Genomic DNA, 22,770 nt, shown 5'->3' with positions numbered 1-22,770 from the left:
AATCGAAAACTCATTTATTTATAAATAAATATACTGTATTTATACTATTAATTATAGATTTGACTTAAGGCGATAATGCCTTGCGATATTGCATCATCCTCATTTGCAATGAAGAAACCAATTATAAGCGTGCTGGCTGTTTGCCTGTTGCCTCTTTTTTTTATAAATAATGGCTATGCCCAAAAGCTTAGTCCGGATAGTACTGCAACCAGTTATGTAGAAAGCTATGTGGTGAATAATTACAACAAGGCCATTGGGCAGCAATCGCGGTTGTATAATGGTGTAGAATATGTGCCCTATAATCCGTTGATAAAAAGTAATGCCAACTTTCATGACCTGGCAGATTTGCGGCCTGGCACTGTGACGTTTGATGGCTACACCTATAGTAAGGTACCCATGCTGTATGATGTGTATAAAGACCTGTTGGTAGTGCAACTTTATAATAATTTTTCGCGGTATACCCTTGCCGGCGAACGTGTTGCAAGCTTTGATCTGGAGGGGCACCACTTTGTTTATATAGCCGCAGATACGGTTAGCAACAACACCACATTTGCATCCGGCTATTACGATCAGTTTTATGGCGGCAAAACAGAGGCCGTAGCGCGGTATACCAAAACCATGCAAAATCAATCATCCGGTAACGAGATCGAAACTTATTTTACCCCAACAAAAAGGCAGTTCTATATAAAAAAAGGAGAAGGCTATTACCCCATAAGTAGCATGGGTGATATTGTAAACTTGCTTAAAGAGCATAAGAAAGAGTTGCAGCAGTACATTAAGAGTAACGGCATCGATTTTAAAAGAGATCCCGAAAAGGCAATGGCTGGCATCGCCACATATTACGACCATCTAATGCCATAATATGAGAAAACTTTACCTGTTATTATTGTATTTGTTATTTAACTGTACTTTACTAATAGCGCAAAGTACAAAGCTCATTAGTGTAAACTATAAGCAGGCAACTATTAATGAGGTGGCTGCCGACCTGCAAACCAAAAGCGGCTATCATTTTTATTATGATGTTGCACAGTTTGACAGCCTCCGGGTAACTTTGCAAATAACTGATAAACCACTCGAACTTATACTAAACCAGGCCTTTGCCAATACCAATTATCACTTTGCAATTACCGGCGCGCACGATGTTTTTTTAACCCGCGAACGCCAGCTACAGCCTCAACTTGCTGCCGGGTATTATAATAATAACAAGGCATCACCAACTGCCCCAGCAGGCGCTGCTGTTATTAAAGATTACACCGCAGATATTAACGAGAAGAAAATAACCAAAGCCACTACCGAAAATAAGCTCTATGAGGTAGGGATAAAAACTAACAATATTAAAGGCGGCAACGTTACGCTGGCCGGCTACATCCGCGATATTAAAACCGGGGAAGCTATTATCGGGGCCAGTATTATGGTGGCTGGCTCAAAAAACGGCATAGCTACCAATCAGTTTGGTTACTACGCCATTACATTGCCCAAGGGGCGTAACTTAATTAATATTAAGGCATTGGGCATGCGCGATACCCACCGGCAGGTAATCGTATACTCGAACGGGAGCCTCAACATTGAAGTGCAGGAACAGGTTACCACGTTAAAAGAAGTAAAAATTTCTGCCGATAAGGTGGCCAATGTACGTAGTGTGGAACTGGGCGCTACCCGGTTAGACATTAAAAGCATTAAACAGGTACCCGCCGTATTTGGCGAAGCCGATATATTACGTGTAGTGCTCACTTTGCCGGGTGTAACTTCGGTAGGCGAGGCCACTACGGGGTTCAATGTGCGCGGCGGCTCCGCCGATCAGAACCTGATCTTGCTGAACGAATCTACCGTTTATAACCCGGCTCACTTCTTCGGCTTTTTCTCGGCCTTTAACCCGGATATTGTAAAGGATATAGCGTTATACAAAAGCAGCATCCCCGAGAATTATGGCGGCCGTTTATCATCAGTACTGCAGGTAACCGACCGGGAGGGCAATAAAAAGAAATTCACCGGGTCGGCAGGTATTGGCTTGCTTACCAGTAGATTAAATATTGAAGGGCCTATCGTGAAGGATAAAACCTCCTTTATATTCGGCGGGCGTACCACCTATTCAGACTGGCTGCTGCATTTACTGCCCGATGACTATAAACATAGCAGTGCTTCGTTCTATGACCTTAACCTGGGCATCAGCCATCAGATTAACGATAAGAATAACCTGTACTTTACCGGCTACATGAGCCACGATGCCTTTAAATTAAACAGCGATACCACTTATAGTTACAGCAATAAAAACGCGGCAATTAAATGGAAACACACTTATAATAATAAGCTGTTTAGTTTAATATCAACAGGGGTAGATGACTACCAGTATGCGGTAAGCAGCCAGGCTAACCCTGTTGATGGTTATAAGCTCAACTTTAACATCAGGCAGGAATATGTTAAAACGGATTTTACCTACTACCTGAGCCGTAAACACACGCTCGATTTTGGGATAAGTTCGCTGCTTTATAATATAAACGGTGGCGATTATACGCCACAGGGAAGTGCATCATTAGTAGTGCCCGATAAGTTACAGACCGAGCGGGCACTGGAAAGCGCAATTTATTTGGGCGATAAATATGATGTAACCAGTAAGCTTTCTTTCAGTTTAGGGGTACGGTATTCGTTATATAATTACCTCGGGCCGCACACGGTTTACCAGTATGCTGCCGGCCAGCCCAAAACCGAAAACAGCCTGATAGATAGTACCGCTTATGGCAAGGGTAAAAACATTAAAACCTATGGCGGCCCCGAGATCAGGGTATCGGGCCGGTATAATATCACGGATGATTTTTCGGTAAAGGCGGGTTATAATACCCTGCGCCAGTACATTCACCTGTTATCAAACACAACTGCCATTTCGCCTACCGATGTTTACAAACTCAGCGACCCCAACATTAAACCGCAATATGGCGATCAGGTATCTATGGGGTTGTACAAAAATTTTAAATCGAACACCATCGAAACCTCTGTCGAAGTTTACTATAAACGGCTAAGAGATTATCTTGATTATAAAAGCGGCGCAGTGCTGGTGATGAACCACCATATAGAAACCGATGTACTAAACACCAAGGGTAAGGCTTATGGGGTTGAATTTTTGATCCGTAAAAATGTAGGCAAGCTTAACGGCTGGACCAGCTATACCTATTCGCGAACTTTTCTGAAACAAGACGACCCAAACGCCGGCGAGCTGATTAACCAGGGGAATTACTATCCGGCCAATTATGATAAGCCACACAACTTTAACTTAACGGGCAATTATCGTTTTACGCACCGTTACAGTATATCATTAAATTTGGTTTACAGTACCGGCAAACCAATTACGCTGCCCATTGCCAAGTACGAATACGCGGGTTCTGAGCGGGTATATTATTCAGACCGTAATGAATATCGCATCCCCAATTATTTCCGTTCCGATTTTTCGATCAATATAGAAGGTAACCACCGCGTGCATCAGCTTACGCACAACTCCTGGACTATTGGGGTTTACAACCTTACCGGACGCAAAAATGCCTATTCAACCTACTTTACATCAGGCGGCGGTACCATCAATGGTTATCAGTTATCCATTTTCGCCACAGCTATACCATTTATAAACTATAATATCAGATTTTAACGATGATGAGAAATAGCCGGAAGATATTATTTGTATTGCTGCTCGCAGATTCAATGTGGGCCTGTAAAAAGCCGTTTTCGCCAGATGTGGTTACCAATGCGCCCAATTACCTGGTGGTAGAGGGCGTTATTAATACCGGAGATACCACCACGATAAAACTAAGCCGTACCACGCAATTGGCCGATACTGCTAAATCAAAAACAGAATTGGGTGCTGCTATCTATATCGATGACAACCTGAATAATCATTACTTACTTACAGAGCAGGGCAATGGCATATACAGGATATCAAAGGTTGATTTGCATGCCGCGCAGACTTGCAGGCTGCATATTATTACCAGTGATAAAAAAGAATACGCGTCTGACATGGTGGAGATAGATAATACCCCGCCCATTGATAGTATTTCTTATTCGGTTGTGAATAACGGGTTACAGTTTGCCGTTTCTACACACGATGCTACCAATAAAGTGAAATATTTTAGATGGGATTTTACCGAAACCTGGGAGTACGGATCATATTACAACTCCCGCTACATCTACAAGAATGGCTCAATTAATTATATGACGCCAGACGACTATGATAATATCTGCTGGATTAACGGTACCGGTAACCAGATTTTAGTTGGCTCGGCAGAGAACTTAAGCCAGTCTGTAATAAATAAACAACTGATTACTTACGTAGATGAAGCTACCGGAAAGCTCGCCCTGGGCTACAGCATCCTGATTAAACAATATGCGCTTACCAAAGCAGCTTATGAATACTGGCAAAAGCTGAAGAAAAATACCGAGCAACTGGGCAGTATATTTGATGCACAGCCAAGCGACCTCAAAGGCAACCTGCATAACCTGGCCGATGCTAACGAGCCGGTTATGGGATACATCAGCGCATCAAACCAAACCAGTAAGCGGTTTATTATAGGGCATAATAGTATCCCCCTGTATACCCCCAATTATTATCCGCCACCCAATGAATATGGATGTGTGCCGGGCTATTTGCCCTTTGACCCACTCAGTACTTTTAATGATAGACTGGCCAGGCTGTACACCCATGGCGATTCTGTAATATATACAACGTATGGCTCGGGGCCGGTTACGTTGGGTTATGCTTACGCCGCTGGCAATTGTGTGGATTGCCGCTTAAAAATGAAAGGTGGCTATAATAAAAAACCTGGCTATTGGCCGGATCTATTATAACAGGATAGTAATGAAAAACAGAGTTTATCATATCATTACGTTGTGCATTAGTGTAGTTGCTATGCTAAATGCCGAAGCTCAGGTAAATGACATTACAGGCAGCTTTAACCGCTATCAACAAAAAAACCTGCACGAAAAGCTGTTTGTACACACTGACAAAAGTTTTTACCTAACAGGTGAGATACTTTGGCTTAAAATTTATGATTTGGATGGCGCTACTAATAAGCCCTTAAAAATTAGTAAAACCGCTTATGTTGATGTGTTAGACAAGGAAAATAACCCGGTAATGCAGGCCAAAATAGCCTTAAACAATGCTGACGGGAACGGTTCGATCTACATCCCCGTAAATTTAAGCAGTGGTAATTATAAGTTGCGGGCTTATACCAGCTGGATGAAAAATTATAGTCCGGATTATTACTTCGAGAAACAGATCTGCATTGTAAATCCATTAAAATCTCCTGATGACCTCTTGACAGAAACTACTGCGGTTGATTATGACGTGCAGTTTTTCCCCGAAGGTGGCACACTGCTTAAGGACGTTGCCAATAAAGTAGCATTTAGAATAGTGGGAAATAATGGTAAGGGGGCTAATATGAAAGGTGCGATAATTAATCAGCATAATGATACTGTGGCCAAATTCCAGCCCCTGCATTTTGGTTTGGGTAATGTGATGCTAACCCCTAAAGCGGGCGAAACCTACCGGGCGGTGGTTAAAGCGGGGAATAAAAACCTGTTTAAAAGCCTTCCTGCTGTGGCCGAACAAGGGTATTCTATGTTGCTTACAGATGATGGCGCAGGTAAAATAAATGTGCGGATCAATACTAATATACCCGGTCCCGTATATCTATTTGCGCACGCAGCCCAAACGGTTAAGGTTGCCGAGCGTATTTATATCAGCAATGGTTCTGCAATTTTCAGTATAGACAAGAGCAAGCTTGATGCCGGCATAACACACTTTACCGTATTTAACAATAATAAACAGCCCGTTTGCGAACGTCTTTATTTCACCAGGCCGAAGCAAAGGCTAGTAGTGAATGCCATTGTAAATCAATCTTCATATACTACCAGAAAAAAAGTGGCGGTCGCATTCACCTCACAAAACCAGGATGGCAAACCGGTGATAGCCGATTTGTCGATGGCGGTAATCCGGGTAGATTCCTTGCAGCAGCCGGAGCAGCTGGATATTCAAAGCTACCTTTGGTTAATATCAGAATTGCGTGGAAACATCGAATCGCCATCCTGGTATTTTGTCAATGCAAATTCCGAAACAGATGCAGCTTTAGATAATTTGATGCTTACACAGGGCTGGCGGCAGTTTGACTGGGCTAATATACTAAGCAATGCCGCCCCGGCTTTTAAATTTTTGCCGGAATATAATGGCCACATTATTACCGGAAAAATAACAGAAATGCCGGAAAACAAACCAGCCAGGGGAGTGATTGCCTACCTGGGCATCCCCGGTAAGCGGGTTCAAATGTACCCGGCTGTAAGTGATTCAACCGGGCACCTGTTGTTTAATACCCGCGACATGTACGGCCCCGGCGAAATTATTGTACAAACCAATACCGAAAAAGACAGCACTTACCATATCGAAATACTCAGCCCTTTTTCCGAGCAATTTTCGGCCACTACCTATCCTGCCTTTCAACTGGGTGGCATTACGCAATCATTACTGGAGAATTATAGCGTAGCCATGCAGGTGCAAAACTTGTATTCGGCAGCAAAAATAAAGCAGTTTTATGACCCGCATATTGATAGCAGCGCATTTTACTTTAAGCCTTATAAAACCTACAAGCTCGATGATTTTACCCGCTTCACCACCATGGAAGAAGTGCTGCGCGAGTATGTATCTGAAGTAAATATTATAAAGCCCAAAAACAAATACCACATTAAAACCCTGGCCGAGTTCGGTTTTTTAGAGAGCGACCCCATGGTAATGGTAGATGGTATCCCGGTTTTTAACACCAATAAAGTAATAGGAATGGACCCGCTAAAGGTGCGTAAACTTGAAGTGGTGCGCTCCCGGTATTTTTATGAACCCACCGCGCTGGATGGCATCTTCAGCTTTACAACCTACAAAGGCGACATGGGCGGCGTAGAGCTGGACCCGCATGCCGTAGTGCTGGACTATGAAGGGATGCAGCTGCAACGCAGGTTTTATTCGCCCGTATATGATACCGATGCACAGATCAATAGCCACCTACCCGATTTTAGAAATGTGCTTTACTGGCAACCCAATGCAGGTACAACTGTTAACGGTAAAAACCAGGTAACCTTTTATACCTCAGATCAGCCCGGCAGATACATCGCCATTATACAAGGTATCACCCAAAACGGCGAAGCAGGAATGGGGTATGTAACTTTTGAAGTTGTTAAATAGTGGTCGTTTTCTTTATTCTACCCGTCAATTCCCACTCGTCATCCTCACCTGTCAATCTTCACTCGTCATCCTGAACTTGTTTCACTGTTGTCCGGTAAAAGTTTTCTTTAAAAAGTTTACCGGACAGCCGGAATCGAAATAGCTGCAATATTTTCCACAAAAGTTTTCGTAAAAGGCTATATCATAACCATAAAGGGTCTAATTGAAAGAAACCAACGATTATTCTCGAATTTTTACCGGACAGCCGGTTTTCGAAAACAAAAAAGCTTCAGCAAAAAGCATAGGCCTTACTTTTACAAACACAATGAAAAATGGCTTTTTTGAGTACTTAAATGCATATTTCAGATACCTGATTAAGTTTTACCGGACAACAGTGAACTTGTTTCAGGATCCCACGTGCAAGCTCTGCTACTTAAAGTTTATTACTTGTCCAGTGAGGTATTGAAACAAGTTCAACATGACGAGGTGGACTTCACCCGTCATCCTGAACTTGTTTCAATACCTCACGTGCAAGATCTGCTACTTAAAAGGTTATTACCTGTACTGTGAGGTGTTGAAACAAGTTCAACATGACGAGGTGGTCAGTCTACGGCCTTAAACAAGTTTTCTGCAGCACAATGGTATCAATCCACTGCTTCTGTTTTTCTTCGCTAAAAAACTTGGCGGGGGTTTCTACTTTACACATGCGGATGCCTTTTTGCTGGCAATGTTTAGCTATGGCCACCACCTGCCCGCGCATATTGGTAATACCATTAAAGGTTTTACGGGTAAAGTAAACTGCTTTTAAGTTAGGCAGGGTATCAATAAGAGCAATAATGTCCTTCCACTCGTGTACATGGCTGTCTTCAAAGGCATCGTCTACATTACCGTCTTCCCCTTCGGGGATATCTAAAGAGTGAATAATATCTGCAAAATCAACTTTGTATTCGGCCATAAAGGCCTGCTTGTCTGCCAGTGGTGCTTCCTTAAGCGACTCCAGCCCCCAGCAAATGGGCAGCAAATGCCATAAAAAATTACGCTGACGGCCATGGAAAAAATCCGGGCCATCTTCCACATCAGGATTAAAGGTGCCAAGCATCAATATTTCTGTTTGCGCACTAACCTTGTGATCTCTGAACTTGTGTAATATAACCGGCATAATTTCTCTGATTTTACTAAAAGGCGCAAATTACGAAAGATATATTAAAGGCTTGTAGTTAGACCTGAACAGATACCTTCACTTGTCATCCTATACAAACATAGGATGACAAATTAAGATTTAAATTAAAACAGCTTCAACTGCCCGTAATCATCTTTAACGGGCATAACCACCTCGTTAAAATTAGATAATGAGATACCCAGCAACCTGATCTTTTTATCTTGTTCTGTATTGGCGAGCAATTGTTTGGCCGTTTGCTGTATGGTTTCCAGATCGGCAATCGGAGCGCTGAAAGATTGGTTCCGGGTGATCTGCTTAAAATCGCTGTACTTAATTTTGAGGGTAAGCGTACGCCCTTTCAACTGATACTTTTGCAAGCGTTCAACTACTTTTTGGGCTAGCTTATCAAGTTCAAGATGCATTTCGTCTGTTTCGGTCAGGTCGTAGGCAAAGGTATCTTCGGCACCCATAGATTTGGTTTCGCGGTGGGGTTGTACGGCCCGGTTGTCAATTCCGCGCACTATCTGGTAATAAAACCGGCCGGCTTTCCCAAAGTGACGGATCATTTCATCCTCGTTCAGTTGCTTCAGATCAAGGCCGGTATGCAGGTTCATACCTTTCATCTTTTGTGCGGTTACTTTACCCACACCATGAAATTTCTCTACCGGCAGTTTCTCCATAAAATTCTGGATGGAAGAGGGGCCGATAAAGGTTAACCCATCCGGCTTATTAATATCCGAAGCAATTTTGGCTACAAACTTATTGATCGATACCCCGGCAGATGCCGTGAGGTGCAGTTCATCTTTAATGGCCTGCTTAATTTGCTTCGCAATCTCAATAGCCGAACCAATGTTCAGCTTGTCATCAGTAACATCCAGATAAGCTTCGTCCAACGAAAGCGGTTCAATCAGGTCGGTATATCTCGAAAATATTTCGCGAATGCACCGCGATACCTCTTTATACTCGGCAAACCGTGGCCGCACAAACAAGGCATCCGGGCAAAGTTTCTGTGCCGTTTTAGAGGGCATGGCCGACCGGATGCCAAACTTACGTGCCTCATAACTGGCAGTAGCCACTACACCGCCACGTCCTTCGGGCAGGCCGCCAACCACCAGCGGTTTGCCACGCAGCTCGGGGTTGTCCCGCTGCTCAACCGACGCATAAAAGGCATCCATATCAATATGGATGATCTTTCTGTGGATGATATGTTCGCCGGGTTCTGCCATTACATCAACCTAAACAGCAATAAACACACCAGTGCGCCAACTAATGTATTTAAAAAATTAACCGTGTTATTGCTTATTAAACGTTTCCGTTCTAAAGTGGCACCCAAAACAGAATCGGCTAGGTTACCTATAGTGCCTGCTATCATGATCCACAGTAAATTGATACCCCATCCAAAACCAATGGAATAAACTACACCAATTAAAGCTGCGCCGACCATGCCGATCAGGGTTCCTTCTAAACTTACAACGCCATCCAGCCCGCGCTGGTCTTTTTTAAAGGTGATGCTATTATAAAATCGCCGGCCATAAACGGTGCCTAGTTCAGATGATAGCGTGTCGGCAGTTGCAGCGGCCAGGCTCCCGGCCATCATTAACCGGTGGCTGGCAGCGGCTTTGGGTATATACCATATAATAGCGCCAATTAATGCCGCTATGCCGGCATTGGCAATTACCTGTCCGGCTGTTCTTCGGCCTTTATCTTTTTCGGCAGCGCCTATTTGTTGTTTACTGCGCAACTGCCAGCCTGTTGCGCCCGAGCCTAAAATAAAAAAGAGGGTAAGCATAGCAATGCCGGTAATGCCCGCGCCGTGGTATATAAGCAAACCTATTAATCCGCCGGTAAGGGCCGCTGGGATCGTAAGTTTCTTAAACTGAACGCTCAATACCATTCCTAGTAGTAAAAAAGTATATACAGCGTAATTTTGGATGGGCATGCGGTTAATTTATAGCCAAATATAAAGAGGAATGCCCGATGCTTTATACCTTTGTATTAATGAGCGATATTTTAGGACAAGCCCTGCACGGTTATCATCACCAAAAGTCTAAAACAAAACTTTGGATCCACAATAAATATGGCCCAAAAGAAGAGATGCCCATAGCCACCTATTTTAGAGAAGAAGATGATATGCCCGATATTGAATGGCTGGCCGTAGAGCAATGCCGCGGTAAAGTGCTGGATATTGGCGGCGGTGCCGGTAGCCATGCTTTATTGTTACAGGCCGAAGATATTGAAGTTACTTCGATAGATATTTCGCCGCTGTCTGTAGCGGTAATGAAAGACCGGGGCGTTAAAAATGCACTCGGGGCCGATATTTATACCTATAACCAGGGTAAATACGATACGCTGTTATTGCTCATGAACGGCATTGGCCTGGCCGGAAATATAGATGGGCTGAAACGCCTGCTTACTCATTTTAAAACCTTAATGAATGAAGGTGCCCAGCTCCTGTTCGACTCCTCAGATATTGCATACTTATATGAAGGTAATTTCCCTACAGAAGGTTATTACGGCGAAATTGAATATCAATATGAATACAATAAGCAAAAAACCGAATGGTTTAGCTGGTTATATATTGACGAAAATACCATGCAGGCCATTGCCGAAGAAATGGGTTTTACCATGGAAGTTTTAATAGAAGATGAGCATGGGCAGTATCTGGCGAGACTAACTGTTAATGCTTAAATTGCTGATATTAAGCAGCTATTATTAATCAATTTTAGCCAGAAGCTGAAAATCCGCCTTAAAAACGGTAAATTTGTCGCCCCTCGGGATTTTATAAAATACAAGATATGGCGTGGTCAGATAAATTGAAGCTGAAAAAAGGATTAGTACTGTCGTTAACTCAATCGGGTTACCTGGCTCCTAAAGAGATACAACAAAAAACGCTGGCCCGTATTATTGCCGGCCAGGATGTAATTGTTGTAGGGCCGGAGGGATGTGGTAAAACTACTACCTATATAATGGCTGCCTTAAATAAATTTGGTCATGCGCCCGATGGCGTTCCCCGTGTATTGATCCTGGTGCCCAATAAAGAAAGCGTTGAGGCGGTAATTGAACAAATTAACCTGCTGAATAAAAATAATTTGATCTCGATAGTAGGCTTGTACGCTATGCCAGGTATCGAAGCCCAAATGGATGCCATGGCAGATGGCGCCGATATTGTGGTGGCTACGCCCGACAGAGCCCGTGCCATTTACCTCAAGCTGGGGCTAAATACCAACAAAATAGAACTACTGGTAGTGGATGATGCCGAGCTGATTGTAAAGCAAGGTTTACAGCTTCCGGTTGTAGAACTGGCAAATAGCATTAACAAAGGCCAGCATTTGATTTTTACCGAGGTGATACATGATAGGCTGAATAAAATGATAGCGCCTTTTATGAAACAGCCCAGCATTGTAGAGATTGAAGAAATAGGCGAACCTAAATTTGAAACCCATCCGCAAGTATTGTACCTATTGCCCAATTTCGGCACCAAGGTTAACCTGCTGAACTTGTTTATGCAGGACGAAGAGTTGTTTACCAAAGTAGTGCTGTTTGTAAATACCCGGCCAACTGCCGAAAAGCTTTACAAAAGTTTAGCTACGCGCAAAAATACAGTGGCCTTGTTAAATTCCTGGTTTTTTGAACTCGATGGATTAACATCTGTTGAGGAGTTCAAGAATAAGGCAGAAACCAGGATATTGATTGTGGTGAATGAAGCAGAGCAGAAACTCGACCTGGATGATCTACCATTCCTCATCCATTTTGAACTGCCGGTTGAAAAGGAAACTTATATAGACCGGATGATTCACCACTGGCCGGACAAAGAAGACGAAACCGTGGCAATTACATTTGCTACAGACCTGGAACTAACAGCCGTTAAAAAGATAGAACAAGCCACTGGCGAAAGAATCCCTGTGGGCGAACTACCCGAGGACCTTATTATAGAAAAAGAGCATAAAGCGGGTGATGCTGCCGAAAAGAAAGCAACAAAGGCTAAAAGCGACGAACCGGTAGTTGGTGCCGCTTTTCATGAAAAGAAGGCGGGTAATTCAAAAACCTATAATTACAGGGCTGGTATAAAGGCCAAGATGAGCAAAAAGCGTAACCATAGCTAGAGTAACCTTTGACTGTGGCCTATTGCCCATGGTCCTTTATCTATTTATCAAATGAGGTGGTGACGTAAAGGTCTTCCACCTTTTTTCTTGCCCAATCGGTTTTTCTCAGAAACTTCAGGCTCGATTTTACGCTTGGGTCGTCATTAAAACAATTAATACGGATACGCGAACCCAGCTCGGCCCAGCCATAATGCGCTACCAATTCATTGATGATCATCTCTAATGTTTTACCATGAAGTGGGTTGTTGGCTTGTGGTTGCATGGTTCAAAAGTAGCAATCTGCTTAACTAATACCTATTATTTAGCGATACGCTATATATATTAAAGGCTTTTTGACAATATGTCTAGTAAATATTCAGGCATGCATTCTTATACTAGGTGCTGATATTCAGGGGGCTGCCTATGTTGCTAAATCCACCTTTTAAAAAGTTTTGATTATTTGGATAAAACATTTCCTTAAGTGGTAAAAAGTTCACATCTTTGCAGCCCGCCAGGAAGGAAAGGCGGGATGTTCATTGAGAAAGTAAAGGAGAAGGGCTTTAAAAGGAAGGCAGCAAAGCCGGAATTAAAACGTTGGAAACGGGCGAAAGCGCGTTAAGTCAAACCTTCGGAAGCTGCCAAATTAAATGCAAATAATAATTTGGAAATTAGAAAAGCTTTTTTACCTTTGCACTCCCGAAACGGGGGAAAGAAAACGGGAAAGGGATCGAGAGAGACTGAGTACATAAGGGGCAGAAAACCAGGGTTTAAAGCTGGTGATTAAGCGAAAAGGTTGGGAGCAATTTTTCAACGCATACAAAATGAAGATTTAAGAAGCGCAATGCTTTTAAATATAAGATCCAAACCGTGAGGGGCGGAAAAAAGTTCTTTTTTTAAGATATAACATGTAGCGAAGCGGATTAGGAGCTGAAAGGCAACTAATCAAGTTTTAAGAATTTTAAACAAATCTGATAAGCTCGTAGGATACTGTATAAAGATACGAAGGTTAGCCAGTAAGTTGGCGGGAAGAAGTTGAAAGTAGCGATACAGACAACAGATAACAGACAACAGACAACTAATCATAATAATACAGATTTCTATTTTGAGTAATAGGGTCTGGACAAACGAAAACATTTTACAATGGAGAGTTTGATCCTGGCTCAGGATGAACGCTAGCGGCAGGCCTAATACATGCAAGTCGGACGGGATTGGAGAGCTTGCTTTCCATGAGAGTGGCGCACGGGTGCGTAACACGTATGTAACCTACCTTCATCAGGGGGATAGCCTCTCGAAAGAGAGATTAACACCGCATAACATCATAGAGCAGCATTGCTTAGTGATCAAATATTTATAGGATGAAGATGGGCATGCGGGACATTAGCTAGATGGTGAGGTAACGGCTCACCATGGCGACGATGTCTAGGGGATCTGAGAGGATGACCCCCCACACTGGTACTGAGACACGGACCAGACTCCTACGGGAGGCAGCAGTAAGGAATATTGGTCAATGGAGGCAACTCTGAACCAGCCATGCCGCGTGCAGGAAGACGGCCCTACGGGTTGTAAACTGCTTTTGTACCGGAATAAACCTTGATACGTGTATCGAGCTGAATGTACGGTAAGAATAAGGATCGGCTAACTCCGTGCCAGCAGCCGCGGTAATACGGAGGATCCAAGCGTTATCCGGATTTATTGGGTTTAAAGGGTGCGTAGGCGGCTTGTTAAGTCAGGGGTGAAAGGCGGTAGCTTAACTATCGGAGTGCCCTTGATACTGATGAGCTTGAATGCAGCTGAGGTAGGCGGAATGTGACAAGTAGCGGTGAAATGCATAGATATGTCACAGAACACCGATTGCGAAGGCAGCTTACTAAAGTGCGATTGACGCTGAGGCACGAAAGCGTGGGGATCAAACAGGATTAGATACCCTGGTAGTCCACGCCCTAAACGATGAATACTCGATGTTGGCGATATACGGTCAGCGTCTAAGCGAAAGCGTTAAGTATTCCACCTGGGGAGTACGCCCGCAAGGGTGAAACTCAAAGGAATTGACGGGGGCCCGCACAAGCGGAGGAGCATGTGGTTTAATTCGATGATACGCGAGGAACCTTACCCGGGCTTGAAAGTTAGTGAATGATACAGAGACGTATCAGTCCTTCGGGACACGAAACTAGGTGCTGCATGGCTGTCGTCAGCTCGTGCCGTGAGGTGTTGGGTTAAGTCCCGCAACGAGCGCAACCCCTATGTTTAGTTGCCAGCACGTTAAGGTGGGGACTCTAAACAGACTGCCTATGCAAATAGAGAGGAAGGAGGGGACGACGTCAAGTCATCATGGCCCTTACGTCCGGGGCTACACACGTGCTACAATGGACAGTACAGAGGGCCGCTACCTGGCAACAGGATGCCAATCTCAAAAAGCTGTTCACAGTTCGGATCGGGGTCTGCAACTCGACCCCGTGAAGTTGGATTCGCTAGTAATCGCGTATCAGCAATGACGCGGTGAATACGTTCCCGGGCCTTGTACACACCGCCCGTCAAGCCATGGAAGCTGGAAGTGCCTGAAGTGCGTAACCGTAAGGAGCGTCCTAGGGTAAAGTCGGTAACTGGGGCTAAGTCGTAACAAGGTAGCCGTACCGGAAGGTGTGGCTGGAATACCTCCTTTCTGGAGCAGTATCCGCATACGGGTCAGATTAAAAAGAATAGGCAAAGCCGGAGCTTTGCAACATGTTATACTTAAAAGATATTAAAATCGGTTGTCGGTTATCAGTTATCGGTTGTCAGTATATAAAGTACAGACAAGAGATAACAGTAAACAGACGACAGATTAAAGGAAACCCAGAAGATGAAGCCATCAGTATTGGCATTAACCAAGGCATCTGGCTAATGAAGCTAGAAATAGTCTCGTAGCTCAGTTTGGTTAGAGCACTACACTGATAATGTAGGGGTCAGCAGTTCAAATCTGCTCGAGACTACAGCGCAGCGAAAGCTGCGGGTTTAAAGGGTTATTAAGTTACAAGTTATTAAGGCGCTCAAAGGAGCAACCAATAACATAATAACGAATAACTAACCACATCATCCGGGGGATTAGCTCAGCTGGCTAGAGCACCTGCCTTGCACGCAGGGGGTCAACGGTTCGAATCCGTTATTCTCCACGACGTTTGCTACAGATACCATAATATAGGGTGTCGTTATAGATGCGAACATAAGTTCTTTGACATATTGGAAGAAGTAATTGAATAAACTGAAACAACAGTAAGGACGGTTATGAAGTAAAAAGTTAAAAGTAAAAAGTCAAAAGTAGCAATACGGAAGACTGACAACAGATAACCGACAACAGACAACCGATCTAAATAAAGACATACCTGCAGAGCAAAAGCTGTACGGTAGAAGAAAGTAAAGAAGGGTACACGGGGGATGCCTTGGCTCTCAGAGGCGATGAAAGACGTGATAAGCTGCGATAAGCTACGGGGATTAGCAAATATGAATTGATCCGTAGATTTCTGAATGGGGAAACCTATCTATTTGAAGAATAGATGCAATAATGCGCGAACCTGTTGAACTGAAACATCTAAGTAAACAGAGGAAGAGAAAACAATAGTGATTTCCTGAGTAGTGGCGAGCGAAAGGGAAACAGCCCAAACCAGCCTTGTTACGGCAAGACTGGGGTTGTAGGACCACGATATACGATAACCTAGTGAAGCTGAATGGGGTGGGAAACCCAGTCATAGAGCATGAGAACTGCGTAAGCGTAAGCGAAGTTAGGTTAGTGGGATCCTGAGTACCGCGAGGTCGGAGACGCCTTGTGGGAACCAGCCGGCACCATCCGGTAAGGCTAAATACTACTGAGAGACCGATAGTGAACCAGTACCGTGAGGGAAAGGTGAAAAGAACCCCGAACAGGGGAGTGAAATAGAACCTGAAACCGTGTACTTACAAGCGGTCGGAGCAGACTTGATCTGTGACGGCGTGCCTTTTGCATAATGAGCCTACGAGTTACTCTTCTCTGGCAAGGTTAAGTGTTGCAGACACGAAGCCGAAGCGAAAGCGAGTCTGAATAGGGCGTGCAGTCAGAGGAGGTAGACGCGAAACCTTGTGATCTACCCATGACCAGGTTGAAGGTGCGGTAACACGTACTGGAGGACCGAACCGATAAACGTTGAAAAGTTTCCGGATGAGTTGTGGGTAGGGGTGAAAGGCTAATCAAACTGGGAAATAGCTCGTACTCCCCGAAATGTTTTTAGGAACAGCCTGGCGGTTGAGTTATTCAGAGGTAGAGCTACTAATTGGGTGCGGGGGAGTCAAATCCTACCAAATCCAGATAAACTCCGAATGCTGAATAACATACGCTGGAGTGAGGCTCTGGGTGCTAAGGTCCAGGGCCGAGAGGGAAAGAACCCAGACCATCAGCTAAGGTCCCCAAATTACTATTAAGTTGAACTAACGAGGTCCGACTGCACAGACAGCTAGGATGTTGGCTTGGAAGCAGCCATTCATTTAAAGAGTGCGTAACAGCTCACTAGTCGAGCGGTCGGGCATGGATAATAATCGGGCATTAAATAGTATACCGAAGCTATGGATTTGCAGTAATGCATCTGGTAGGGGAGCATTCTATCGCCGGTGAAGCGTAAGGCGACAAGCTAACGTGGAGGTTATAGAAAAGCAAATGTAGGCATAAGTAACGATAAGGCGGGAGAGAAACCCGCCCACCGAAAGACTAAGGTTTCCTGATCAACGCTAATCGGATCAGGGTTAGTCGGGGCCTAAGGATAATCCGAGTGGAGATTCCGATGGACAACTGGTTAATATTCCAGTACTTTTTACAACTGCGATGCAGTGACGGAGTAGTGACACATCCGCGTCCTGACGGAATAGGACGTTAAAGGCCGTAGGTATAGGACTCATTGTAAAGTACGTGAGTTTTGCTGAAAGCTGATAGTACAGCGAGCCTTCGGGTAAGTTGATAGTGATGGTAATCAGACTTCCAAGAAAACCTGCTAAGCTTCAGGTTGTAAAAACCCGTACCGTAAACCGACACAGGTAGTCGAGGAGAGAATCCTAAGGTGCTCGAGTGAATCATGGCTAAGGAACTCGGCAAAATGGCCCTGTAACTTCGGGAGAAGGGGCGCTGGTAGTAATGCCAGCCGCAGTGAAAAGGCCCAGGCGACTGTTTAACAAAAACACATGGCTATGCAAAATCGAAAGATGACGTATATGGCCTGACACCTGCCCGGTGCCGGAAGGTTAAAAGGGGATGTTAGTCGCAAGGCGAAGCATTGAATTGAAGCCCCGGTAAACGGCGGCCGTAACTATAACGGTCCTAAGGTAGCGAAATTCCTTGTCGGGTAAGTTCCGACCTGCACGAATGGTGTAACGATCTGGGCGCTGTCTCAGCCATGAGCTCGGTGAAATTGTGGTATCGGTGAAGACGCCGGTTACCCGCAACGGGACGGAAAGACCCCATGCACCTTCACTACAACTTAACATTGATATCGGCTACAGGATGTGTAGGATAGGTGGGAGACTGTGATCTGGCTTCGCTAGGAGTCAGTTAGTCAACGTTGAAATACCACCCTTTCTGTATTTGGTGTCTAACTCTATACAATGGAGGACATTGTTTGGCGGGTAGTTTGACTGGGGTGGTCGCCTCCAAAAAGGTAACGGAGGCTTTCAAAGGTAAGCTCAGTACGCTTGGTAACCGTACGTGGAGTGCAATAGCATAAGCTTGCTTGACAGTGAGACAGACAAGTCGAGCTGGGTCGAAAGACGGATATAGTGATCCGGTGGTTCTGCATGGAAGGGCCATCGCTCAAAGGATAAAAGGTACGCTGGGGATAACAGGCTGATCTCCCCCAAGAGCTCATATCGACGGGGAGGTTTGGCACCTCGATGTCGGCTCGTCACATCCTGGGGCTGGAGAAGGTCCCAAGGGTTGAGCTGTTCGCTCATTAAAGTGGCACGCGAGCTGGGTTCAGAACGTCGCGAGACAGTTCGGTCCCTATCTGTTGTGGGCGTTGGAAGTTTGAGTGGGGCTGACCTTAGTACGAGAGGACCGGGTTGGACTAACCTCTGGTGAATCTGTTATGCCGCCAGGTGTACTGCAGAGTAGCTACGTTGGGAATAGATAAGCGCTGAAAGCATCTAAGTGCGAAACTAGCCACAAGATGAGACTTCCATTGAGGGTCGTAGCAGACTACTACGTTGATAGGTTACAGGTGTAAAGGTGGTGACATCATAGCCGAGTAATACTAATTGCCCGAAGCTTTCTTCGACAACGGATAAAGGTTGATTGAGTGAATAGTTAAGTAGTGAGTGGTTTTAAAACTGCAAAGCAATAACATACTAACTCAATCAACCGAATAACCAAAACAATAAACTGTTTAACAGTGAAAATCAATACTTCTTTCAATAATATGTCATTGTTCTTGGTGAATAGAGAATGGTTGATTAAGTGCGTAGTTAAAAATGCAACTACTTAACCACTTAACTCAATCAACTACTCACTAATAACATTAAAAATATTCAGGTGCCTATAGCGGTGGTGTCTGCCTCTTCCCATTCCGAACAGAGCAGGCAAGCCCGCCAGAGCCGATGGGACTGCAGTAAAATGTGGAAGAGGAGGTCGGCGCCAAATCTTATCAGGGTATAAAGCCTTTGTCTAACCGGCAAAGGCTTTCCTGTTTTATAACGGGCCATGTTGCCAGCTTATTGTTCTTTTTTAAATCCAAACGTCTTGGTGAGTAGTAAATAGTTGAATGAGTGCGTAGTTAGAAAAGAACGACTTAATCATTCACCTAATCAACCACTCACTAATAACTCACAATATTCAGGTGCCTATATCGGTGGTGTCTTCCTCTTCCCATTCCGAACAGAGCAGTCAAGCCCGCCAGAGCCGATGGTACTGCAGTAAAATGTGGAAGAGTAGGTCGGCGCCAAATCTTATCAGGGTACAAAGCCTTTGTCTAACCGGCAAAGGCTTTCCTGTTTTTATAGTTTTTTTTATTATATAGCATACCGCTTCCTGTTAAACCCGATAGCAGCGGATACCGGCCACCGTGGCTAAGGCCTGTGGAGTATGAGCGCATAGCGGGGCTGCACACGCCGATTAGTGCTGGCTTGCGTTTACTGGGCTGTTTTTATTCGGGATATAAATCAATGGCTCAGATTAGCTGGTCTGGCAATCGTTTCATTGCTAATTGACTTGCAATATATTTATTTAGCATATGGTAAACGCATAATTCTTGTTTACGTGGATGCTCAAAAAAAATCCTGTTTAAATGCATATGAATTATATCCGCTACTAGGCTAATTTTTGCTTGCTGGCTTAGGTTTTCTGCTTTGGTTTTTAGTTGATGACACGAATTTGCAAAAGATACGAATTGGGGTAACAGATGCAGATGCAGATAGTAATCGGCATTATTTAAAAGCTGTTCTAATCTTGGCTTTATTGACCGATATTTTTGATCAAGGGTGATTTTGAGATTTTTATCCTTAGCAAATTCCCGGTAAAGGCTTTTAGCTATTGTGTCTGTAAAGGATAATCCATCGCCAATAAAGTCATAAAATATTTCAATGATATCGCGAGTGCTAATCAAAGCAAGGGTGTGGTAATCAAGTTCAAATGATACAGATGCTATATTCACAATATAGTGGCAAACAAGCTTGCTGCTGGTGTGAAATACTGATTCAACATCGTCCATTAACAAAGGGGTATAGCGCTCTATTTCGCGGTGATAAGTGTCTGATTGATAATTGTGGATTATCTTACGTTGTGTAGAATTACTTAGGCGCTTATTAAAACTGGTTAAGATGTGGCCTATATCTGCCACTTCTACATGCATGCGGAGCCTTATATGAGGCTTAGGATCTAGATACCGGACAAAGAACCACTTTTTTATAATATTAAGTTCATACCCTTCCAACAAAGGCAATAACAACTGGCCAATTAGATTATTAGCAGATTGTTCATGGCAGTAAATTTTAAGATAGATCCACTCACTGCCTAGTAGATATGTGCGTTCTACTTTTGCGGGGTTGATATAAGGTTGCATTATCAAGGCATTGTATGACGGCACTGTATTTTTTAAAAAGGCTACAAATTGGTTAACCATTGGTTTGTCATCGCTATTTGTAATAAGCTGCTGGTTAGGCAGAGGATGTTCCTGAATTTGTATTGTTTTTGCCCCCTGAATGCATTCAAGAAAAAGAAGGATCTCTGTATCTTTACTTATATTAAATGTTAGTTGCTGATCATTTTTGCTGATTGCAATGTACTCTGGCCATTTTTTCTGGTCGCTAAAAATTTTAAAACCGGTAACAGACTTACTAAGGATGGCAATATCCTGCTCATTTAAAATCCATTTGGCCTGACTAATTATAACAGAACCTATTTTTACCCGCGGATAAAATGATAGACCGGGGAAAAAGCTTTCGATGTCGAAATTCAGATTACTTTGCAAACCCTGATGCTGCATATCGCACAGGAACCGGAATAAAGCAAGGTCGTTATGAAAATAATTATAGGCAGATGTAAGTCTGGGGATTATTTCTTTCCCCAGTTTTTTAGATTTTAACAGGAGCCTATCTTGCTTTACCGACAGGTATAGATCATTTAATTGTATCTGATTTTCTGGTGGCAGGGATGATGTTACGTTGATTGGTATTTCGTAGTTATATAGGTGAGTACGTCTGTTCACATTGTCTAAGTGCATGCCTGATAGTTGACCAATTTCGGCAAAAATTACGTTGGGGTTGGTGCTTTGTTCATCAGAAACAATCTGCTTGGCTATGGTTTTTACCTCGTCGTTAAACGCTGTGAAGCGGCCAATTAAGGCGGCTGCGGTTACCCCGCCTGCTGATTCAAGCAGGAGCTGATCATCTAGAACGCGAAACATAACTGCGATTGACGGTGGTAAGGGTGTCGTTTTTTTTTGCTGGTCTGCAATCTTTACATCATCAAGGTTCAAAATAATTTCCGGAATATGGCTTGTGCTGTTATTCCACTTATTTAAGATGGTTCGATGTATATTTAACCAATTCAAATTGTTAGCTACCGAGTTCTGAGATGGGAAATATAGATCTGCGATTAGCTCACTATTGATATTTTTTACAGCCAAGTCCGAATATCCTAAACCAATTTCAGGATCCAGGGCTTCTAAAAGTGGGATTTCTTCTTGATCGTAACGGGTTTTAAATGCATCTATAAAGGTTTTTAAAGCAGATGGAAATTGTACGGGAAGTGCCTGTGAAAGAAAGGCTACCGCTTGCATTAATTGATTCTGATACCGGATATCCAGGCTACCTGTAACAGGGCGTTTGGTGTTTATATAAAAAGTGTGCTGTGGTAAGTCTAAGTGTTGAAGGCCAAATTCGGTTTGTAACCCGTACTCGCGTAGTCTTAATTTTTCACGGAGGGTGGCTGGGTTATGATTTTGAAGAGGATGGCAGGGTGTTAATGCTTGTTTACCTGTACCAATAACAGAAGGTTGAGCATCCGGTAAAATGATTTGAATGTCAATCAAAAACATCAGGTAATCGTATGCTTCCTGAGTGCTGAACTCCAGTTGTGCAGACATGGTTTCTAAAAGCTGATCTCCTTTTACAGGCTGCTCAATTAACTTTAACACACCTTCGAGTATATTATCGATGGTTAAAGCTTCGAGCGAAAAACTAATTACTCTTTTATCGAAATTAAAATGAGTGCGTACAAAGCGATATTCATCTTTTATAAGATAAAGCGTGTGATTTGTTTGTAGCTGTGTTTCGCGCCAATGGTCGGCAATATAAGCTAATGATCGTTTTAAAATAACTTCCTGATCCCAGTTAGTATACAATGTAAGGTCCGGTAATCCGGCTAAACATATGTTGTTGCCATCACCCCATTGTGTTATAGAAAAAGATGAAAAGCTACCAAAAGGAGTTGGCCGGTAATGCATCCGGTTAATGTATTTTACAAGGCTTAATTGCTGGCTTTTATTTAATTGAGCAATATTGTAATTGGCATTTTCTATGATTTTAAAAAGTGTTGGTGATGCCAGGTAAACTCCCAGAATAAAGCTGGGATCACTTAACAGCGATTTAAGTTTTGAGGGACAATATTCGTTAAAACTGTAAAGTGGAGAACGGAGTATTAGGGCGGGAATGAACGTAAGGTTTTGCATAGTAGTAAAAACCAGAAGAAGTTAATAAACCTTGATAAAATGAGAAAGAAAATGCCCCGCCAGCGCGGGGCATAAAATTTAGTTGATATTTAAAAATATCGAACTAACTGTGGTTGTTGTAGACGTGTTTGTGGTATTTCCACTTGGAGCTACATTGTTACCGGATTTTGTTTTCGCGAAATGAAATAA

General features: G+C 43.5%; 12 protein-coding genes, 2 tRNA genes and 4 rRNA genes. 12 read left to right on the top strand and 6 right to left on the bottom strand.

Features of this window, described 5'->3' with window-relative positions:
• Positions 1-108: 108 nt before the first annotated feature.
• The 4 genes from RG47T_RS20135 to RG47T_RS20120 are packed head-to-tail and all read left to right on the top strand — an operon-like array spanning position 109 to position 7,207.
• On the top strand, positions 109-861 hold the full coding sequence (locus tag RG47T_RS20135) for a hypothetical protein (RefSeq protein ID WP_074491224.1): 753 nt from the start codon (positions 109-111) through the stop codon (positions 859-861).
• A gap of 1 nt (position 862) precedes the next feature.
• Entirely contained in the window at positions 863-3,634 is a 2,772-nt protein-coding gene (locus RG47T_RS20130) for a TonB-dependent receptor (RefSeq protein WP_074491223.1), read from the top strand.
• A gap of 2 nt (positions 3,635-3,636) precedes the next feature.
• Entirely contained in the window at positions 3,637-4,827 is a 1,191-nt protein-coding gene (locus tag RG47T_RS20125; RefSeq protein ID WP_074491222.1) for a DUF4249 domain-containing protein, read from the top strand.
• A 10-nt stretch (positions 4,828-4,837) separates the two neighbouring features.
• The gene (locus RG47T_RS20120; protein ID WP_139235709.1) at positions 4,838-7,207 is read left to right on the top strand and encodes a hypothetical protein; all 2,370 of its coding nucleotides are present in this window, start codon (positions 4,838-4,840) and stop codon (positions 7,205-7,207) included.
• A gap of 586 nt (positions 7,208-7,793) precedes the next feature.
• Here RG47T_RS20120 and RG47T_RS20115 read toward each other — a convergent pair.
• The 3 genes from RG47T_RS20115 to RG47T_RS20105 form a co-directional block, all read right to left on the bottom strand.
• Positions 7,794-8,345, bottom strand: coding sequence for a uracil-DNA glycosylase family protein (locus RG47T_RS20115; RefSeq protein WP_074491221.1), 552 nt, complete (start codon positions 8,343-8,345; stop codon positions 7,794-7,796).
• 125 nt (positions 8,346-8,470) lie between these two features.
• Entirely contained in the window at positions 8,471-9,571 is a 1,101-nt protein-coding gene (dinB, locus tag RG47T_RS20110; protein ID WP_074491220.1) for a DNA polymerase IV, read from the bottom strand.
• Entirely contained in the window at positions 9,571-10,284 is a 714-nt protein-coding gene (locus tag RG47T_RS20105) for a DUF92 domain-containing protein (RefSeq protein WP_074491219.1), read from the bottom strand. The genes dinB and RG47T_RS20105 overlap by 1 nt, the downstream gene beginning before the upstream one ends.
• Before the next feature lie 59 nt (positions 10,285-10,343).
• Here RG47T_RS20105 and RG47T_RS20100 point away from each other — a divergent pair, with 59 nt between their 5' ends.
• A complete protein-coding gene (locus tag RG47T_RS20100) occupies positions 10,344-11,033 on the top strand; it encodes a class I SAM-dependent methyltransferase (protein ID WP_074493610.1) in 690 nt (229 codons plus the stop codon).
• Positions 11,034-11,140: 107 nt separating this feature from the next.
• Positions 11,141-12,448 (top strand): DEAD/DEAH box helicase, encoded by a 1,308-nt coding sequence (locus RG47T_RS20095; protein ID WP_074491218.1) that lies wholly within the window; start codon positions 11,141-11,143, stop codon positions 12,446-12,448.
• A gap of 40 nt (positions 12,449-12,488) precedes the next feature.
• Here the strand turns inward: RG47T_RS20095 and RG47T_RS20090 are convergent, their stop codons facing one another.
• Positions 12,489-12,710, bottom strand: a complete 222-nt coding sequence (locus RG47T_RS20090; RefSeq protein ID WP_074491217.1) for a VF530 family protein — start codon at positions 12,708-12,710, stop codon at positions 12,489-12,491.
• An 854-nt stretch (positions 12,711-13,564) separates the two neighbouring features.
• Between RG47T_RS20090 and RG47T_RS20085 the strand changes: the two genes are divergently transcribed.
• From RG47T_RS20085 to rrf (RG47T_RS20055), 6 genes are all read left to right on the top strand, one after another.
• Positions 13,565-15,086 (top strand): 16S ribosomal RNA (locus RG47T_RS20085).
• A 235-nt stretch (positions 15,087-15,321) separates the two neighbouring features.
• Positions 15,322-15,396 (top strand) — tRNA-Ile (locus tag RG47T_RS20075).
• Between the two features lie 106 nt (positions 15,397-15,502).
• Positions 15,503-15,576: transfer RNA gene (locus RG47T_RS20070), tRNA-Ala, on the top strand.
• A 234-nt stretch (positions 15,577-15,810) separates the two neighbouring features.
• A 23S ribosomal RNA gene (locus RG47T_RS20065) occupies positions 15,811-18,693 on the top strand.
• A 250-nt stretch (positions 18,694-18,943) separates the two neighbouring features.
• Positions 18,944-19,055: ribosomal RNA gene (gene rrf / locus RG47T_RS20060) — 5S ribosomal RNA — on the top strand.
• Positions 19,056-19,247: 192 nt separating this feature from the next.
• Positions 19,248-19,359, top strand: a 5S ribosomal RNA gene (gene rrf / locus RG47T_RS20055).
• Together the 16S, 23S and 5S rRNA genes with 2 tRNA genes alongside form the textbook arrangement of a ribosomal RNA operon.
• Positions 19,360-19,383: 24 nt before the next feature.
• Here rrf (RG47T_RS20055) and RG47T_RS26995 read toward each other — a convergent pair.
• Together RG47T_RS26995 and RG47T_RS20050 are read right to left on the bottom strand one after the other, a co-directional pair.
• Positions 19,384-19,506: a hypothetical protein gene (locus RG47T_RS26995; RefSeq protein ID WP_262493270.1), complete on the bottom strand. Its 123-nt coding sequence runs from the start codon at positions 19,504-19,506 to the stop codon at positions 19,384-19,386.
• Between the two features lie 75 nt (positions 19,507-19,581).
• Positions 19,582-22,581: a lantibiotic dehydratase gene (locus tag RG47T_RS20050; protein WP_074491215.1), complete on the bottom strand. Its 3,000-nt coding sequence runs from the start codon at positions 22,579-22,581 to the stop codon at positions 19,582-19,584.
• Positions 22,582-22,770 lie beyond the last annotated feature (189 nt).

The organism is Mucilaginibacter polytrichastri (assembly GCF_001911425.1).
GTDB lineage: Bacteria > Bacteroidota > Bacteroidia > Sphingobacteriales > Sphingobacteriaceae > Mucilaginibacter > Mucilaginibacter polytrichastri.
The sequence above is the reverse complement of the archived record's forward strand: the minus strand, read 5'-3'. Positions and strand labels throughout refer to the sequence as shown.

Excerpts from the sequence above, each read along its gene's own strand:
- dinB (WP_074491220.1), bottom strand. The coding sequence starts at position 9,571 with ATGGCAGAACCCGGCGAACATATCATCCACAGAAAGATCATCCATATT.
- RG47T_RS26995 (WP_262493270.1), bottom strand. The coding sequence starts at position 19,506 with ATGCGCTCATACTCCACAGGCCTTAGCCACGGTGGCCGGTATCCGCTG.
- RG47T_RS20130 (WP_074491223.1), top strand. The coding sequence starts at position 863 with ATGAGAAAACTTTACCTGTTATTATTGTATTTGTTATTTAACTGTACT.
- RG47T_RS20135 (WP_074491224.1), top strand. The coding sequence starts at position 109 with ATGAAGAAACCAATTATAAGCGTGCTGGCTGTTTGCCTGTTGCCTCTT.
- RG47T_RS20105 (WP_074491219.1), bottom strand. The coding sequence starts at position 10,284 with ATGCCCATCCAAAATTACGCTGTATATACTTTTTTACTACTAGGAATG.
- RG47T_RS20100 (WP_074493610.1), top strand. The coding sequence starts at position 10,344 with ATGAGCGATATTTTAGGACAAGCCCTGCACGGTTATCATCACCAAAAG.
- RG47T_RS20090 (WP_074491217.1), bottom strand. The coding sequence starts at position 12,710 with ATGCAACCACAAGCCAACAACCCACTTCATGGTAAAACATTAGAGATG.
- RG47T_RS20115 (WP_074491221.1), bottom strand. The coding sequence starts at position 8,345 with ATGCCGGTTATATTACACAAGTTCAGAGATCACAAGGTTAGTGCGCAA.
- RG47T_RS20125 (WP_074491222.1), top strand. The coding sequence starts at position 3,637 with ATGATGAGAAATAGCCGGAAGATATTATTTGTATTGCTGCTCGCAGAT.
- RG47T_RS20095 (WP_074491218.1), top strand. The coding sequence starts at position 11,141 with ATGGCGTGGTCAGATAAATTGAAGCTGAAAAAAGGATTAGTACTGTCG.
- RG47T_RS20120 (WP_139235709.1), top strand. The coding sequence starts at position 4,838 with ATGAAAAACAGAGTTTATCATATCATTACGTTGTGCATTAGTGTAGTT.
- RG47T_RS20050 (WP_074491215.1), bottom strand. The coding sequence starts at position 22,581 with ATGCAAAACCTTACGTTCATTCCCGCCCTAATACTCCGTTCTCCACTT.